This is a genomic window from Nocardioides asiaticus (assembly GCF_040049175.1).
Classification (GTDB): Bacteria; Actinomycetota; Actinomycetes; order Propionibacteriales; family Nocardioidaceae; genus Nocardioides; species Nocardioides cheoyonin.
The window spans coordinates 22,771-38,265 of record NZ_JBDZDM010000005.1 but is presented as its reverse complement, the minus strand read 5'-3'; the positions used below and the strand labels follow the sequence as shown (position 1 = coordinate 38,265).

Below are 15,495 nucleotides of genomic sequence, written 5' to 3'. Positions count from 1 at the left end.
TCAGCCGCCGTCCAGCGGCTGCGCGTAGTGCAGCGACAGCAGCCCGTCGTACGCCGGCGCGGTGACGTGGTCCTCGCGGGAGAAGTCCCACCCGATGTCGATGCGCGGGTCCTCGGACTGGCTCTTGTAGAGGCTCACGTAGGAGTCGTTGTCGAGCGCCGTCTCGAGGCTGTCCGGGTCGCCGACGGCCTTGATGACGAACGGCTCGGGGTACGGCACGCCCTGCAGCTGGACGGTGCTCCCCGAGCACTTGATCCCGGTCGTGGTGATGATCCGCTTCCCCGCGATGGTGACGGCGGTGGCGCCGCCCTGCCACAGCGCGTTGACGACCGCCTGGATGTCCTGCTGGTGCACGACGAGCAGGTTGGGATCGAGGTCGGTGCTGTCGATCAGCTCGGTGGGCGCGTCGCTGAGGGTGATCGAGACGCCGGGACCCGAGCGCGGGGTGAGACCGGCCGGGTCCTCGAGCTGCTCGACCCGGCGGTGGTAGCGGGCCACCTCGCGGTCGGAGACCGCGTCGGAGAGGCTCTCGACCTCGCTGTTGAGCCGGGTCACCCGGTCCTCGAGCGCGTGGTAACGGTCGGCCTCGCTCTGCACCAGCGACGCCAGGTCGGTGTAGCGCCCGGGACGCAGATCGGTCCCGTGGCTGTTGGCGGCGCTCACGGCGAGGAGCCCGCCGCAGACGAGGACCACGACCGGCGTACCGACGCGCCAGGCTGTGAGCCGGCTGCGAAGTCGGTGAGCGTCGGGACGCTCGTGGGCGCCCGCGTGGGATCCTCGTGTCACGCCCATTAGGGTATGCGGAGCGTTCCAGACATTCCCCAATCAGGACCCGAAACGGAGCAGTACCCGTGGCCAAGCTCAAGCTCCCGAAGAGCGCGCTCGACGTCGACCGGGGGCCGGTCCTCACCGTCCGCTTCGGGTTGGCGCTCCTGCTCATCGCGCTCGGGATCGCGTGGATCGCCTACTACTACGTCGGGGTCCGTCCCGACGAGGCCGGCGGGAAGTACACCGGCATCAGCCTCCTCCGCGACCTCAAGGGCTGGAACTACCTCGTCGGCTTCGTGCTGTTCTTCCTCGGTCTGATCATCGCCGCGCACCCGAAGACCCCGCTCGGCCGCGGCCGGGGCGTCGTCGTCGGCATGCTGGGCTGCTTCCTGCTCGGCCTCGCCTGGATCTGCGTCTTCTACATCTTCAGCAACGACCTCGACAAGATCTGGGTGTTCAACGACCTCGGCCAGAAGAACCTCATCGTCGGGATCGTCTTCATGGCGGTCGGGTTCGCCTACGCCACCCGCTGGGAGTGAGCGGGCCGCCCTCTTCTCGTACGACGACCGGCGCAGTCCCCACAGGGCTGCGCCGGTCGTCTTTCGCGGTCGGTTCTTCACATCCGGGGATAACCCTGTGGAGAACTACAACGGTGTAGTTCTCCACATCTGTGTGCACAGGTGTGGATTGTGGAGTCAGCCCAGGGCGGCGCTGCGTACGGCGACGAGCACGACGAGCACCACGCCGAGGCAGGCGAGCCCGCCCACCTGGACGAGCATCCGGCGCGGGCCCGCCGGCGCGTACGCCAGGATCCCCGCGGTCAGGGCGCCCCCGACGAAGCCGCCGACGTGGCCCTGCCAGGAGATGCCCGAGAGCGCGAAGGTGATCCCGAAGTTGAGGGCGATCAGGATGAGGATCTGCCGCAGGTCGGCGTGGCGCTTCACCGAGATGACCAGGATCGCGGCCATCAGGCCGAAGATCGCCCCCGACGCCCCGAGGGTCGCGGTGTGCTCGGGGGCCGCCCAGTAGACCAGCGTCGAGCCCGCGAGAAGCGACAGGAAGTACAGCGCGAGGAAGCGGGCCCTGCCGAAGAGCACCTCGAGCTGCGGCCCGACGATGTAGAGGAAGAACATGTTGGAGACGATGTGCCAGACCTCGACGTGGCCGAAGCCCGCGGTGATCAGCTGCCAGACCGCGCCGTCGCTCACCCCCGGCGCCCAGTGGGCGGCACCGATCCGACCGCAGATCGCCTCGGGGACGCTCGGGTAGTAGCCGTTGCCCTGCTCGCAGACGCCGCTCGCCTTGAGGCTGAAGACGTCGTAGAGCCGGCTGCCGTAGCGGCCGGTGACGTTGATCAGCAGCCAGACGATCGCGTTGAGCCCGATGAGCACCATCGTGGTGAGGGAGGCGTCGGTGGGGCGCAGGCCGCCGTACGCCGTCCGGCCGGTCCTCGTCGCGCGGTGCCCCTCGCGGACACACTCGGGACACTGGAAGCCGACGGAGGCGGCGTTCATGCAGTCCGGACAGATCGGCCGGTCGCAGCGCTGGCAGCGGATGTAGGCCTCGCGGCCGGGGTGCCGGTAACAAGTCGGCACCCCGGCCGGTGGCGGGCCCGGGTCAGCGGGTGAGTTGCTCACGTGCTCGGGTGGGCGGGCCTCAGGCCTCGACGATCTCCACCGTCTCCATGACGACCGGGTCGACCGGCCGGTCCATGGCGGCGGTCGGCGTCTTCGCGATCGCGTCGACGATGTCGCGGGACTCCTGGTCGGCGACCTCGCCGAAGATCGTGTGCTTGAAGTTGAGCCACGTCGTCGGCGCGACGGTGATGAAGAACTGCGAGCCGTTGGTGCCCGGGCCGGCGTTGGCCATGGCCAGGAGGTACGGCTTGTCGAAGGTCAACTCCGGGTGCGGCTCGTCCTTGAAGGTGTAGCCGGGGCCGCCGGTGCCGGTGCCGAGCGGGTCGCCGCCCTGGATCATGAAGCCGTCGATGATCCGGTGGAAGCCGAGGCCGTCGTAGAACGGGCCGCTCTTGCCGGTGCCGGTGTCGTACGCCTTCTCGCCCTTCGCGAGCCCCACGAAGTTCGCCACCGTCTCAGGCGCGTGGTCGGGGAAGAGGGTGATCCTGATGTCGCCCTTGTTGGTGTGGAGGATGGCCTGCAGATCAGCCATGGCTGCCCTTCTGTCTGACGGTGTCATTACAACTCGTTTGCGAGATACCTTGACGGGTACCGCGCTAGTGCACGTGTTACGCGCGCGTTGAATCCTCCCATGCGCCGCAAGCTGAAAGGGACTCTGGACCAATGACCAGCTCGAAGACGACGCCGATCGCCGAGACCGCCACGGACCTCCGTGACCAGGCAGCCGACTACGTCGAGACGCTCAAGCCCCACGTGATCGCGGCGCTGACCTCGGCACTCGAGAACGTCGAGGAGTTCGTCGAATCCACCGCCCGGCCGGCGCTCGCCGACGCCGGCGTGAAGGCGCGCGAGGCCGCCCTCGAGGCGGGCGAGCAGGCGAAGAGCAAGGGGCTGCCGCTCATGGCCACCGGGGCGTCGTACGTCGCCGACAAGGCCGACGAGGCGAAGAAGTTCGCCACCGACAAGGCGGACGAGCTCACCGGGCGGAAGAAGGCCCGCCGGCGCCGCCGGCTGCTGACCTTCCTCGGCCTCGCCGCGGCCGCGGGCGTCGCCGCCGTGATCGCGAAGAAGGCCACCGGAGGCGGTCAGGACACCTGGCAGTCGGCCGTCGGCCCGACCCCGTCGCCGGTCATGAACGACGGCCCGGTCTCCGACGACGCCGTCGCCGAGCCGGAGTTCACCGACGACACCAAGCCGGCCGGCGACCCGCTCACCTAGACAGCGGCTAAGCGCTGACGAGCTCCGGGTGCTCCGCCTCCGTGTGGCGGATCGCCCGGAGCTCCGCCCAGAAGCTGGCGAACGGGATCGTGCCGCAGATGAGCGTGACGATCGTGAACGGGACGTCCCACCTCGCCTTCCGCGACAGCACGAAGGTGGTCACCAGGTAGATCATGTAGAGGTAGCCGTGGGCGATGCCGACGTACTCGGTGATGAAGTTGCCCGCGTCCTTGGCCCCGCTCCCCTCCGCGGAGAGGAACTCGAGCGGGACACCGATCACCACGAGCACGATGAGCAGGCAGCCCACGATCGTGGCGATCACCTTGTAGCAGTTGAGCGCGGCCTTCACACGTCCGAGGTTACGGCTCGATCCTGAGTGTCTTCCTCAGCAGGCTCCCCGTCGTCGCCCTCCGGTGCGGGACGCGTCACGTCCCGGACGTAGCGCCACCAGACGTAGACCGCGAAGACGGCGAAGAGCCACCACTCGATCGCGTAGAGGAAGTTGCGCAGTCCGGTCGTCGCGTCGGCCTTCGGCAGGGCCGGGGCTGACACGTCGGCCAGGCCCGCGCTGCCGTCGTTGACCGGGCTCGCCGAAGCCGGCCAGTCGGCCTGGTGGTCGGCCCCGACGACGTACGCGCTGAAGAGGTCGACGTCGACGTGGTCGATGAGCGACGCGATGTCGAGGGAGGCTACGACGGCGTCGCCGGCGTCGCTGTCGCCGGTCGCGTCCTCGGTCGTGTCTTGGGCCGAGTCGCCGGGCTCGAGCCAGCCGACCAGGCGCGCGGTGCCCGTCGGCGGCGCGGGCGCCCGCTGGACCGATGCCGTCCAGCCGCGGACGACGTAGACGGCCGCGTCACCGCCCTCCAGCTCCAGCGGGGTGGCGGCCCAGTAGCCCTCGCGGCCGTCGTGGGCGTGCCCGGAGACGTAGACCGTGCCGTCGGGCTCCCAGCTGCCCGTCACCAGCACCGGGCGGCCGATCTGGTCGCCCGGGAACGGGTCGTTCGCCCCCATCACCTCGGTCAGCGGCCGTGGCGTCGCGTGGGCGAGCTGCGCGACCTGGTCGGCCTTGTGCTGATGGCTCACGCCGTACTGCCACAGGCCGAGCGCGACCGTCGCCGCCACCACCACGAGCATCGCGAGGTGGGCGCCCCACAGCGGCGGCGAGAACACGCTGCTGACGGGACGGGGTGGGCTGGTCATGGCCGGTCCAGCGTACGTCTGCGAGCGGCGGAGGACGCAGTCGAGAGGCATCACTCCTCGCAGACCGCGAACGGCAGCCGATGGTGCAGCGCGAGCCGCGCCGCGGCCGGCGGGTCGGTCATCTCGTAGCCGATCCTGCCGGTCGACGGGTCGGCGGCGCCGCGCGTGTAGACCTGGCTGAACTCCCGCTGACTCCGTCCCAGCCGCATCCGTGCAAACAGGTCGTCGCGGTCGGGGCCGAGGCGCGCGGTCGCGAGCGTGCCGGCGTACTCGACGGCGTACGCCGTGAGCGGCTGCAGCCGCTGCCCACCGCTGTCGCCGCGCCGGCAGCCACGCTCGGCGTACGTCGAGAGGCCGAGCGTCCCGACGAGGTCGGCGAGGCCGGGCCGGGCCGCCCAGTTCGGCTCGCCGGGCCCCGCCGCCCCCCGCGTGACGAGATGGTGGGCGGCGTCGACCTCGACTCCGGCGAGCGGGCCGCCGCGAGCCCGCACCGCGCGGCGTACGGCGGCCATCGGGACGTTGCCCTTCATCCTGAGCACCCATCCGTCGCCGGACGGCCCCGCGAACACCGCCTCCCAGGCCACGTCGGCCTGGCCGAAGCCGTACCCCGTCTCGAGCCGGTCGTCCACCGGCCGCAGCAGGCCGGGGGTGAGGACGGCGACCTGGGACGTACGCCGCCAGAAGGTCGCGATATCGCCCGGCGGCGAGGCGCTGCTCAGGTCGGGTACGCCGAGCTCGGCCTTCACCCGGTCGTAGTCGGTGACCCGCAGCGTCGTCGCCGCGGCCGGGACCAGCGCCAGGGCCGCCTGGGCGGGTGGCAGCGAGCCGTCGTACGCCGGCGGCCGGGTCGCCGCGGGCGGTGGCTCGGGCGTCGGCGCTGCCGAGTCGTGCCGGCACCCGCCTGCGCCGGCGGCGAGCAGCAGCGCGAGCGCCGCGGTGACCAGGGCATGTCTCCCAGGTCGGCGCCGTCGCGAGCGTCGTCCAGCGCGTGTCCTGGCAAGGCGGAGGAGGGAGCCGGGACGGAGTCCCGGCGACTGACGACAACGCAGCCAGGGCGCGTGATGGGCGGCGCGCAGCAGGCGCTTTCCGGCTTGAGAGACATGCCCTAGGCCCCTGCCCACGACCGGCCAACGATCACGTCGGCCGGCGGTCACGCCCGCCCGAGGCCGAACCAGGGCAGGCACGGCTCGACGCCGTCGACCTCGACCTCGCCGCCCAGTCCGGAGGTCCGCCACTCCGCGGCGGTCAGCCGCAGGTGCTGCAGCTCGATGACGCCGTCGGCCGCGTGGTTGAGGCTGACGCCGTTGTCGCGGTAGCCGAGGTGCCGCGAGACTCCGAGCGAGGCGGCGTTGTCGCGTCGCGCCGACGTCACCGCCGCCACCGCGCCGAGGCGGTCGAACGCCAGCGCCAGCGCGGCCTGCCGCATCGCGACCCCGATGCCCTGGCGGCGGGCGCGCGGCACCAGCCACGAGTGCGAGTCCACCGTCCTCAGCGTGGGGTAGTCGTCACCCTCGATACCCTGGAGCCCGACGACCTCGCCGGCGTACTCCACCAGCAGCTCGAGCGACCACGCCTCCGGCGACCAGGTGCCCATCGACCGCCAGTAGCTCTGGTAGACCAGTCGCCGCCGATGCTGCTCGCCGCTGTGCCCGTTGTACGCCGGGAACCGCGGGTCGAGCTCGTAGTCGTCCGGCTGCAGCTCGCCGAGCAGCGCGAGGTCGTCCTCGCGCACCGGCCGCAGCCCCACTCCGCCGCAGCGCAGCCGCAGGTCGAACAGCGGCCAGTCGGGGAGCCTCACATGGTGGAGCGTAGGGGACTCGAACCCCTAACCCCCTGCTTGCAAAGCAGGTGCGCTACCAATTGCGCCAACGCCCCGAAGGGATGTGTCAGGACTTGGAGACCGTGTCGGTCGCCTCGGCCCACAGGGCCTGCTCGGCCTTGCTCTGGTCCAGCTTCTTCTTCGCGAGCACGGCACCTGCAGCGGCCAGCAGCACCAGCACGATCTTCTTCATGCCGTGAGGGTACTGAAGGCGTACGCCGCCCAGGAAATCGCGCCCCGACGCAGATCGGCTCCTGCCCGCATCACGCGGGTCAGGAGCCGGATCGATGGTGGGCCTAACAGGACTTGAACCTGTGACCTCTTCCTTATCAGGGAAGCGCTCTAACCGTCTGAGCTATAGGCCCGAGGTGGTCGCTGGAGAGTGGAAGCCTCGTACCAGCGGCCGAGGCGGAACATTACCGGAGGGGGTTCCCGCCGACCAAAACGCGCCTCAGTTGTCCTCGGACAGGGTGACCTCGACGCCTCCGAGCAGGTTCGCGGCCATGTTGTAGAGGAAGGCCCCGAGGGTGGCCACAGCCGTCAGGAGCACGACGTCGACGACCGCGATCACGAGGGTGAACCCGAGCACGCGCGAGGTGCCGAGGTAGTCGTGGATGTCCCAGGTCGAGCCCTGGTCGCCCACGATGTCCTGGACCGACTGATTGATCGAGTCCCAGACGCCGGCCATGCTCAGGACGCCCCAGACGACGAGCACCGCGACGACGGTGACGACGCCGATGGCGACCGACAGCAGGAACGACATCTTCATGACCGACCACGGGTCGATGCGGGTGAGCCTCAGCCGCGCCCGGCGCGGGGCCTTGCCCGGCCGCTTCGTCGGGGCGGTCGCGTTCTTGCGGGCAGCCTCGGCGGCGTCCGCCAGCTTGGCCTGGATGCGCTGCGTCATGGGGCGAACAGCGGTGTCCTCATGACCCCGGCTCGCCACCGATGCCGCGGCGCGCTCGGCAGGGCGATCCGTCATCAGGCGTCATCTCCATCGCTCGTCGGCTCGTTCGACGCATCCTCGGAACTCTCGGTGGACACGCCTTCGGCCTCGATTGTTGCATCCGAGTCCAGCGGAGTCCCATCCGCGGATTCATCGGCAGCGGCAACCGCCTCGGCCTCTGCGTCCTCCTTGGCCTCCACCGAGCGGGCCACGACGGCCACCGAGGCACCCGTCCGGGGGCTCACGAACCGCACGCCCATGGTGGAGCGGCCGGTCGGCCGGAAGTCGTCGTTGATCGGGCTGCGGACCACTTGGCCGTCGGTGGTGATCGAGAGGATCTCGTCGCCGTCCTCGACGATGAAGGCCCCGACGAGTCCGCCGCGGTCCTCGTTGGTCAGCGACATCGCCTTGATCCCGATGCCGCCGCGCGACTGCAGGCGGTACTCACTGATCCGGGTCCGCTTGGCGTAGCCGCCGTCGGTGATGGTGAAGACGTACTGCTGCTTCACCTCCTCGACCTCCTCGGCCGAGACCTCGACGTCGGCGTTGTCCTCGGTGGCCTCGCTGAGGCCGGCGGCCACCTCCGCCGCGACCTGCGCGGCGCGGATGACCGACATCGACAGCAGCGAGTCGCCGTCGCGGAACTTCATGCCCGTCACGCCCGACGTGGCGCGGCCCATCGGCCGCAGCTGGGTGTCGTCGGCGCGGAACCTGATCGCCTGGCCCTTGTGGGAGACCAGCAGGATGTCGTCCTCGGCGTTGACCAGCTCGGCGCCGATGAGTTCGTCGTCGTCCTCGCGGAAGTTGATCGCGATGACGCCGGCCTGGCGCGGGCTGTTGTAGTCGGCGAGGCGGGTCTTCTTCACCAGCCCGGCCCGGGTGGCGAGGACGAGGTACGGCGCCTGGTCGTAGTCGCGGATGGCGAGCACCTGGGCGATCCGCTCGTCTGGCTGGAACGAGAGCAGCCCGGCGACGTGGCCGCCCTTGGCGTCGCGCGAGGCCTCGGGCAGGTTGTAGGCCTTGGTGCGGTAGACGCGGCCGGCCGTGGTGAAGAACAGCAGCCAGTGGTGGTTGGTCGTCGCGATGAAGTGGTCGACGACGTCGTCGCCCTTCAGCGTGGCGCCGCGGACGCCCTTGCCGCCGCGCTTCTGCGTGCGGTACTGGTCGGCCCGCGTGCGCTTGGCGTAGCCGCCGCGGGTGATGGAGACGACGAGGTCCTCGTCGGGGATGAGGTCCTCCATCGAGAGGTCGCCGTCGGCGGCGATGATCTGGGTACGCCGCTCGTCGCCGTACTTCTCCACGATCTCGTCGAGCTCCTCGCCGACGATCGAGCGCTGCCGCTCGGGCCGGGCGAGGATGTCCTCGTAGTCGGCGATCTGGCGCTCGATCTCGGCCAGCTCGTCGATGATCTTCTGGCGCTCGAGGGCGGCGAGGCGGCGCAGCTGCATGTCGAGGATCGCGTTGGCCTGGATCTCGTCGATGTCGAGCAGCGCGATCAGGCCCTGGCGGGCGTCGTCGACCTCGGGCGAGCGCCGGATGAGGGCGATGACCTCGTCGAGCATGTCGAGCGCCTTGGCGAGGCCGCGGAAGATGTGGGCCCGCTCCTCGGCCTTGCGCAGGCGGTACTCCGTACGACGCCGGATGACGTCGATCTGGTGCTGGACCCAGTTGCTGACGAACTGGTCGATGGTCAGCGTCCGCGGTACGCCGTCGACGAGCGCGAGCATGTTGGCGGAGAAGTTGGTCTGCAGCTCGGTGTGCTTGAGCAGGTTGTTGAGCACGACCCGCGCGACCGCGTCCCGCTTGAGGACGACGACGAGCCGCTGCCCGGTCCGCGAGCTGGTGTCGTCGCGCACGTCGGCGATGCCCTGGACCCTGCCGCTGTCGGCCAGCTCGGCGATCTTGAGCGCCAGGTTGTCGGGGTTGACCATGTAGGGCAGCTCGGTGATGACGAGGTTCGTACGGCCCTTGCTGTCCTCGTCGACCTCGATCACCGCACGCTGGGTGATGGAGCCGCGCCCGGTGCGGTAGGCCTGCTCGATCCCGGCGTGGCCGGCGATGAGCGCGCCGTTGGGGAAGTCGGGGCCCTTGATCCGCTCGACGAGGGCGTCCTGGAGCTCCTCCCGGGTGGCCTCGGGGTGCTCGAGCGCCCACTTCGCACCGTCGGCGACCTCGCGCAGGTTGTGCGGCGGGATGTTGGTCGCCATACCGACCGCGATGCCGGCGCTGCCGTTGACGAGGAGGTTGGGGAAGCGGCTGGGCAGGATCGCCGGCTCCTGCGAGCGGCCGTCGTAGTTCGGCCCGAAGTCGACGGTGTCCTCGTCGATCTCGCGGACCATCTCCATGGCCAGCGCGGCCAGACGGCACTCGGTGTATCGCATCGCCGCGGCCGGGTCATTGCCCGGGGAGCCGAAGTTGCCCTGGCCGTTGATCAGCGGGTAGCGCATCACCCAGGTCTGCGCGAGGCGGACGAGGGTGTCGTAGATGGCCGAGTCACCGTGGGGGTGGTACTGACCCATGACGTCGCCGACGACACGGCTGCACTTGGAGAAGCCGCGGTCCGGGCGATAGCCCCCGTCGAACATCGCGTAGAGGACGCGCCTGTGCACCGGCTTCAGACCATCGCGTACGTCGGGCAGGGCGCGCCCCACGATGACGGCCATCGCGTAGTCGATGTAGCTGCGCTGCATCGAGGTCTGAAGCTCGATGGCCTCGATCCGGCCGGCGGGGCCCTCGATCGGTGTATCGGTCACGATTGCTCTCTCTGCGTGTGTCTATCGATGTCTAGGGTCTGAGCTAGAGACTCAGATATCGAGGAATCGGACGTCCTTGGCGTTGCGCTGGATGAAGGAGCGGCGCTGGTCGACGTCCTCGCCCATGAGGATCGAGAAGATCTCGTCGGCGTGCGCGGCGTCGTCCAGGGTCACCTGGAGCATCAGCCGCTGGGTCGGGTCCATGGTGGTCTCCCACAGCTCGTCGGCGTTCATCTCGCCGAGGCCCTTGTAGCGCTGCACGGGGTTCTCCTTGGGCAGCTTCTTGCCCTGGGCCAGGCCGTCGCGCATGAGGGCGTCGCGCTCGGCGTCGGAGTAGACGAACTCGTGCTCGTGGGGCTTGTTCCACCGCAGCCGGTAGAGCGGCGGCTGGGCAAGGTAGACGTAGCCGTTCTCGATGAGCGGCTTCATGAACCTGAACAGCAGCGTCAGCAGCAGGGTGTTGATGTGGTGACCGTCGACGTCGGCGTCGGCCATCAGCACGATCTTGTGGTAGCGCAGCTTCTCGAGGTTGAAGTCCTCGTGGACGCCGGTGCCGAGCGCCGAGATGATCGCCTGGACCTCCTGGTTGGCGAGCACCTTGTCGAGCCTGGCCTTCTCGACGTTGAGGATCTTGCCCCGGATCGGCAGGATCGCCTGGATGCGCGGGTCGCGGCCGGACTTCGCCGAGCCGCCGGCCGAGTCGCCCTCGACGATGAAGATCTCGCACTCGGCCGGGTCCGTGGACTGACAGTCGGCCAGCTTGCCGGGCAGGCCGCCGCCGCCGAGCAGGCCCTTGCGGTTGCGGGCCAGGTCGCGGGCCTTGCGCGCGGCGATCCGGGCGGTCGCCGCAGCCTGGGCCTTGCGGATGATCTCCTTGCCCTCGGCGGGGTTCTTCTCGAGCCAATCGCCGAGCTGCTCGTTGACGACGCTCTGGACGAAGCCCTTGACCTCGGTGTTGCCGAGCTTGTCCTTGGTCTGGCCCTCGAACTGCGGCTCGTAGATCTTGACCGAGATGATCGCGGTGAGGCCCTCGCGGATGTCGTCCCCGGTGAGGCGGTCCTCCTTCTTCTTGATCAGGCCCCACTCCTCGCCCCACCTGTTGACCAGGGTGGTGAGCGCGGCGCGGAAGCCCTCCTCGTGGGTGCCGCCGCCGGGGGTGTTCACGGCGTTGGCGAAGGTGTGGACCGACTCGGAGTACGACGTGTTCCACTGCATCGCGATCTCGACGCTCATCGGGTTCGGGACGTCCTCACCCGTCGAGGCCTCGAAGTCGATGATCGTCGGGTTGGCCGGGACCTTCTTGCGGTTGATGTACTCGACGTAGTCGACCAGGCCGCGGTCGTACTTGAAGATCTGCTCGAACTGCCGCTCGGCACCCTTCTCGGTGCCCATCTCCGCGTCGGCGGCGGCCTTCTCCTCGGTGTCGGCCACGCCGGCGGCGATCTCCGCGCCCTCGCCGACACCGTCGGCGGGCTCGACGTCGACCGCGTCCGCGACCTCGATCGCCTTCGGGCGCTCGTCGCGCAGGACGATCTCGAGACCCTTGTTGAGGAAGGCGTACTCCCGGAACCGGCTCGTGATCGTCTCGAGGTCGTACTCGACGGTGTCGAAGATCTCGGTCGAGGCGAACCAGGTCTCGGCCGTGCCGGTGCGCTCGCCCGGCTCGAGCTCGCGGACGGCCTCGAGGGGGCCGTCCGGGACGCCGTAGGTGAAGGTCTGCTTCCAGAGGTGGCCGCGATTCTTGACCTCGAGGATCAGCTTGCTGGAGAGCGCGTTGACCACCGAGACGCCGACGCCGTGCAGGCCACCGGAGACCTTGTAGCCGCCGCCACCGAACTTGCCGCCCGCGTGGAGCACGGTCAGCGCGAGGGTCGCGGCCGGCACCTCCTGGCCGGGGGCGGTGTCGGTCGGGATGCCGCGGCCGTTGTCGACGACCCGGACGGAGCCGTCCTCCTTGAGGGTCACGACGATGCGGTCGCAGTAGCCGGCGAGCGCCTCGTCGACCGCGTTGTCGACGATCTCCCAGATGAGGTGGTGGAGGCCGCGGGCGCCGGTGGACCCGATGTACATCCCGGGACGCTTGCGGACCGCTTCGAGGCCCTCCAGCACCTGGATCGCGGAGGCGTCGTACTCCACTCCGTTGGGGGGAGTGGGAGCAGTCGGCTGCTGCTCATTGTCGTCCGGCTGGGGAGTCGTCTCGTCCGCGGAGCTCACCGGTGGCATCCACCTTCTTTGAAGGGCTGGCATGAAGAGGGCCGACCGCGAAGCTGGTGGGTCGACCCGACGTCCATGATACCCCGTGGAGGACCGTATTCCACGTACGCCGCTTCGCCGGGGGTCCATCTGTGGATGAGATTGGCCCGTCTGCGCTTTTTCAGGCCACTTCTGAGCGCTTGGCAGGGCGGTCGCTGGGTCCCTGTACGTCCGGGCGGCAGACGATGCGGCAGATCCGGGGCCGTAACGGGCCCGTTTCCTGGGCCGGTCCTGCGGCCGTCGTCAGCCGTAGGTGTCGCGCGGCCCGCGGCCACCGCGGACCGACCGGCGGCCCTTCTTCCAGGACGGTCCGTGCGGGCCGAGCACCTCGATCAGGACGACCGTCCCGTGGCCGAGCTCCTCGTTGAGCCGGCGTACGAGCGCCGGGGAGAGGAGCCGCAGCTGGGTCGCCCAGGCGGTCGAGTCGGTGCGTACGACGAGGCGTCCGTCGGCGAAGCTCTCCGGGGTGCAGTGCTGCGCGACCTCCTCCCCGACCAGCTCCTCCCAGCGGCCGAACACGCCGTGGACGCGGAGCGAGAGATCCCAGCCGTGGTCGTCGACGAGCCGGCCGAGCGTGGTCTCGAGGGTCTGCGGGTCGCGGTCGTCGGGTCGCGCGCCGCTCACGCGGCCGCGGCGCGGGGCGTCCCGGCTCTTCCTCCGCGCCGGCTGGGCCTTCGGCGCCGGGGCCTTCGCCGTCGCGCGGGTGAGCGCGCGGGCGAGGTCGAGCCCGTCCGACTTCTGCGTCTCGTCCCCCTCGGCGGCGTCCCCGGCCGACCCGGCCTCGGGGCCCTCGTCCTCACTCATCCCGGACCACCTCCCCGTCGCCGACGCGGTACCTCGCCCCGATGAGCGCCTCGGGCACGTCCTCCGGCACCGCCGCCGTGACCAGCACCTGCTCGGCACCGGACACCAGCTCGGCCAGCTGCTGCCTCCGGCCGGCGTCCAGCTCGGCGAAGACGTCGTCCAGGACGAGGATGGGGTCGTCGCCGTCGGCCCGGAGCAGGTCGTACGACGCCAGCCGAAGCGCCAGCGCGAACGACCAGGACTCCCCGTGGCTGGCGTAGCCCTTCACCGGGAGGCGTTCCTCGCCCGGCCCGTGGCCGAGCGAGAGCACCAGGTCGTCACGGTGCGGGCCGACGAGCGACACCCCGCGGTCGAGCTCGTCGCGCTGCCGGCGCCCGACCTCGGCGAGGATCGCCTCGGCGATCTCCCGGCGCTCGGTCGCGCCACCGAGGTCGAAGGACGGCTTGTAGTCGATCTCCGCGTCGTCGCGGGTCGCGCCGCGCGCGACCGTCTCGTACGCCTTGCCGACGTAGGGCCGGAGCGCGTCGACCAGGACGAGCCGCTCGGCAAGGATCTCGGCCCCGGTGCGCGCGAGGTGGTCGTCCCAGACCGACAGGGTCGCGAGCGCCCCGTCCCGCGCGGTGCCGCGGGCCAGCCCGGCGGTCTTCAGCAGCGAGTTGCGCTGCTTGAGGACCCGGTCGTAGTCGGAGCGTACGCCGGCCAGCCGCGGCGCGCGCAGGACCATCAGGTCGTCGAGGAACCTCCGCCGCTCCGAGGGGTCGCCCTTCACCAGCGCGAGGTCCTCGGGGGAGAAGACGACGGTGCGGACGAGGCCGACGAGGTCGCGGGTCCGGGGGAGCGGGGACCGGTTGACGCGGGCGCGGTTGGCGCGGCCGGCGTTGATCTCCACCTCGAGCACAGCGGTCCGGCCGTCCTTCACCACGGCGGCCCGCACCACCGCCTGGTCCGCCCCGGAGCGGACGAGCGGGGCGTCGGTGGCGACCCGGTGGGACTGCAGCCGCGACAGGTAGTCGACCGCCTCGACCAGGTTGGTCTTGCCCTGCCCGTTGCGGCCGAGGAACGCGGTCACACCGGCGTCGAGGGGCACCTCCGCGACGGCGTACGACCGGAAGTCGTGGAGCGAGAGGTGCGAGACGTACATGTCACCTCCCCAGACGTACGACGCGGACCGGGCCCGGTCGCCCGCCCGTCAGGCCTCCGACTCGGAGATGACGGCGTGGCCACCGAAGCCGTTGCGCATCGCGGCGATCGCCTTCATCGCGACGTCGTCGTCCTGGCGCGAGACGAACCGCTGGAACAGGCTGGCCGAGATCGCCGGCATCGGCACGGCGTTCTCGATCGCCGCCTCGACGGTCCACCGGCCCTCGCCGGAGTCCTCGGCGTAGCCGCGGATCTTCTCGAGGTGCTCGTCGGCCCGGATCTGGTCGACCAGCAGGTCGAGGAGCCACGAGCGGACGACGGTGCCGGTGCGCCAGGAGGCGAAGATCTCCGGGACGTTCTCCACGATGTCGACCTTCTCGAGGAGCTCCCAGCCCTCGGCGTACGCCTGCATCATGGCGTACTCGATGCCGTTGTGGACCATCTTCGAGAAGTGGCCCGCGCCGGGGGTGGGGCCGCAGTGCACGAGGCCGTCGGGCGTGCCGGCGGGCTTGAGTGCCTCGAAGGCCGGCATCACCTTGGCCGCGTCCTCCTCGCTGCCGCCGTACATGAGGGCGTAGCCGTTCTGCAGCCCCCAGACACCGCCGGAGACCCCGCAGTCGACGAAGCCGATCCCCTTCTCGGCGAGGCTGGCGGCGTTGACGGCGTCGTCGGTGTACTTTGAGTTGCCGCCGTCGACCACCAGGTCGCCCTCGCCGAGCAGCGCCTTGAGCGCCTCGATGGTGGAGTGGGTCGGGTCACCGGCCGGCACCATCACCCACACGACCTTCGGCGAGGGCAGCTTCGCCACCATCTCCTCGAGCGAGCTGACGTCGGAGATCTCCGGGTTGCGGTCGTAGCCGACGACGGTGTGGCCGGCGTTGCGCAGCCGGGTGCGCATGTTGCCGCCCATCTTGCCGAGGCCGACGAGTCCGATGTCCATGGAGCGATCCTCTTCGG

Annotated in this window: 16 protein-coding genes and 2 tRNA genes; 2 read left to right on the top strand and 16 right to left on the bottom strand. The window is 70.3% G+C overall.

Going from position 1 to position 15,495, the window contains the following annotated elements; all coding sequences use genetic code 11:
- On the bottom strand, window positions 1-792 hold the full coding sequence (locus ABLE53_RS17750) for a DUF881 domain-containing protein (protein ID WP_348860426.1): 792 nt from the start codon (window positions 790-792) through the stop codon (window positions 1-3).
- A 59-nt stretch (window positions 793-851) separates the two neighbouring features.
- Here ABLE53_RS17750 and ABLE53_RS17745 point away from each other — a divergent pair, with 59 nt between their 5' ends.
- Complete coding sequence (locus tag ABLE53_RS17745) at window positions 852-1,307, top strand: cell division protein CrgA (RefSeq protein ID WP_348860425.1); 456 nt, start codon at window positions 852-854, stop codon at window positions 1,305-1,307.
- Between the two features lie 156 nt (window positions 1,308-1,463).
- On the opposite strand, the gene ABLE53_RS17740 is transcribed toward ABLE53_RS17745, so the two are convergent.
- Window positions 1,464-2,405: a rhomboid family intramembrane serine protease gene (locus tag ABLE53_RS17740; RefSeq protein WP_348860424.1), complete on the bottom strand. Its 942-nt coding sequence runs from the start codon at window positions 2,403-2,405 to the stop codon at window positions 1,464-1,466.
- Window positions 2,406-2,424: 19 nt separating this feature from the next.
- Window positions 2,425-2,937, bottom strand: coding sequence for a peptidylprolyl isomerase (locus ABLE53_RS17735; RefSeq protein WP_348860423.1), 513 nt, complete (start codon window positions 2,935-2,937; stop codon window positions 2,425-2,427).
- A gap of 131 nt (window positions 2,938-3,068) precedes the next feature.
- Between ABLE53_RS17735 and ABLE53_RS17730 the strand changes: the two genes are divergently transcribed.
- Window positions 3,069-3,623, top strand: coding sequence for a hypothetical protein (locus ABLE53_RS17730; RefSeq protein ID WP_348860422.1), 555 nt, complete (start codon window positions 3,069-3,071; stop codon window positions 3,621-3,623).
- A 7-nt stretch (window positions 3,624-3,630) separates the two neighbouring features.
- Here the strand turns inward: ABLE53_RS17730 and ABLE53_RS17725 are convergent, their stop codons facing one another.
- From ABLE53_RS17725 to gnd, 13 genes are all read right to left on the bottom strand, one after another.
- A complete protein-coding gene (locus ABLE53_RS17725) occupies window positions 3,631-3,972 on the bottom strand; it encodes a DUF3817 domain-containing protein (RefSeq protein ID WP_348860420.1) in 342 nt (113 codons plus the stop codon).
- Window positions 3,969-4,823, bottom strand: a complete 855-nt coding sequence (locus ABLE53_RS17720; RefSeq protein WP_348860419.1) for an SURF1 family protein — start codon at window positions 4,821-4,823, stop codon at window positions 3,969-3,971. The genes ABLE53_RS17725 and ABLE53_RS17720 overlap by 4 nt, the downstream gene beginning before the upstream one ends.
- Before the next feature lie 50 nt (window positions 4,824-4,873).
- Window positions 4,874-5,944 (bottom strand): hypothetical protein, encoded by a 1,071-nt coding sequence (locus ABLE53_RS17715; protein ID WP_348860418.1) that lies wholly within the window; start codon window positions 5,942-5,944, stop codon window positions 4,874-4,876.
- 29 nt (window positions 5,945-5,973) lie between these two features.
- The gene (locus ABLE53_RS17710; protein WP_348860417.1) at window positions 5,974-6,621 is read right to left on the bottom strand and encodes a GNAT family N-acetyltransferase; all 648 of its coding nucleotides are present in this window, start codon (window positions 6,619-6,621) and stop codon (window positions 5,974-5,976) included.
- Window position 6,622: 1 nt separating this feature from the next.
- Window positions 6,623-6,698: transfer RNA gene (locus ABLE53_RS17705), tRNA-Ala, on the bottom strand.
- Between the two features lie 11 nt (window positions 6,699-6,709).
- On the bottom strand, window positions 6,710-6,835 hold the full coding sequence (locus tag ABLE53_RS17700; RefSeq protein WP_348860416.1) for a DLW-39 family protein: 126 nt from the start codon (window positions 6,833-6,835) through the stop codon (window positions 6,710-6,712).
- Between the two features lie 95 nt (window positions 6,836-6,930).
- A tRNA-Ile gene (locus ABLE53_RS17695) sits at window positions 6,931-7,007 on the bottom strand.
- 86 nt (window positions 7,008-7,093) lie between these two features.
- Window positions 7,094-7,549: a DUF3566 domain-containing protein gene (locus ABLE53_RS17690; protein WP_348860415.1), complete on the bottom strand. Its 456-nt coding sequence runs from the start codon at window positions 7,547-7,549 to the stop codon at window positions 7,094-7,096.
- Window positions 7,550-7,623: 74 nt separating this feature from the next.
- The gene (gene gyrA / locus ABLE53_RS17685) at window positions 7,624-10,341 is read right to left on the bottom strand and encodes a DNA gyrase subunit A (protein ID WP_348860414.1); all 2,718 of its coding nucleotides are present in this window, start codon (window positions 10,339-10,341) and stop codon (window positions 7,624-7,626) included.
- 51 nt (window positions 10,342-10,392) lie between these two features.
- On the bottom strand, window positions 10,393-12,564 hold the full coding sequence (gene gyrB, locus ABLE53_RS17680; protein ID WP_425474892.1) for a DNA topoisomerase (ATP-hydrolyzing) subunit B: 2,172 nt from the start codon (window positions 12,562-12,564) through the stop codon (window positions 10,393-10,395).
- Window positions 12,565-12,837: 273 nt separating this feature from the next.
- Complete coding sequence (locus ABLE53_RS17675; protein WP_348860413.1) at window positions 12,838-13,398, bottom strand: DciA family protein; 561 nt, start codon at window positions 13,396-13,398, stop codon at window positions 12,838-12,840.
- Window positions 13,391-14,539: a DNA replication/repair protein RecF gene (recF, locus tag ABLE53_RS17670; protein WP_348860412.1), complete on the bottom strand. Its 1,149-nt coding sequence runs from the start codon at window positions 14,537-14,539 to the stop codon at window positions 13,391-13,393. The genes ABLE53_RS17675 and recF overlap by 8 nt, the downstream gene beginning before the upstream one ends.
- A gap of 48 nt (window positions 14,540-14,587) precedes the next feature.
- Window positions 14,588-15,478 (bottom strand): phosphogluconate dehydrogenase (NAD(+)-dependent, decarboxylating), encoded by an 891-nt coding sequence (gene gnd / locus ABLE53_RS17665; RefSeq protein WP_348860411.1) that lies wholly within the window; start codon window positions 15,476-15,478, stop codon window positions 14,588-14,590.
- Window positions 15,479-15,495: the final 17 nt, after the last annotated feature.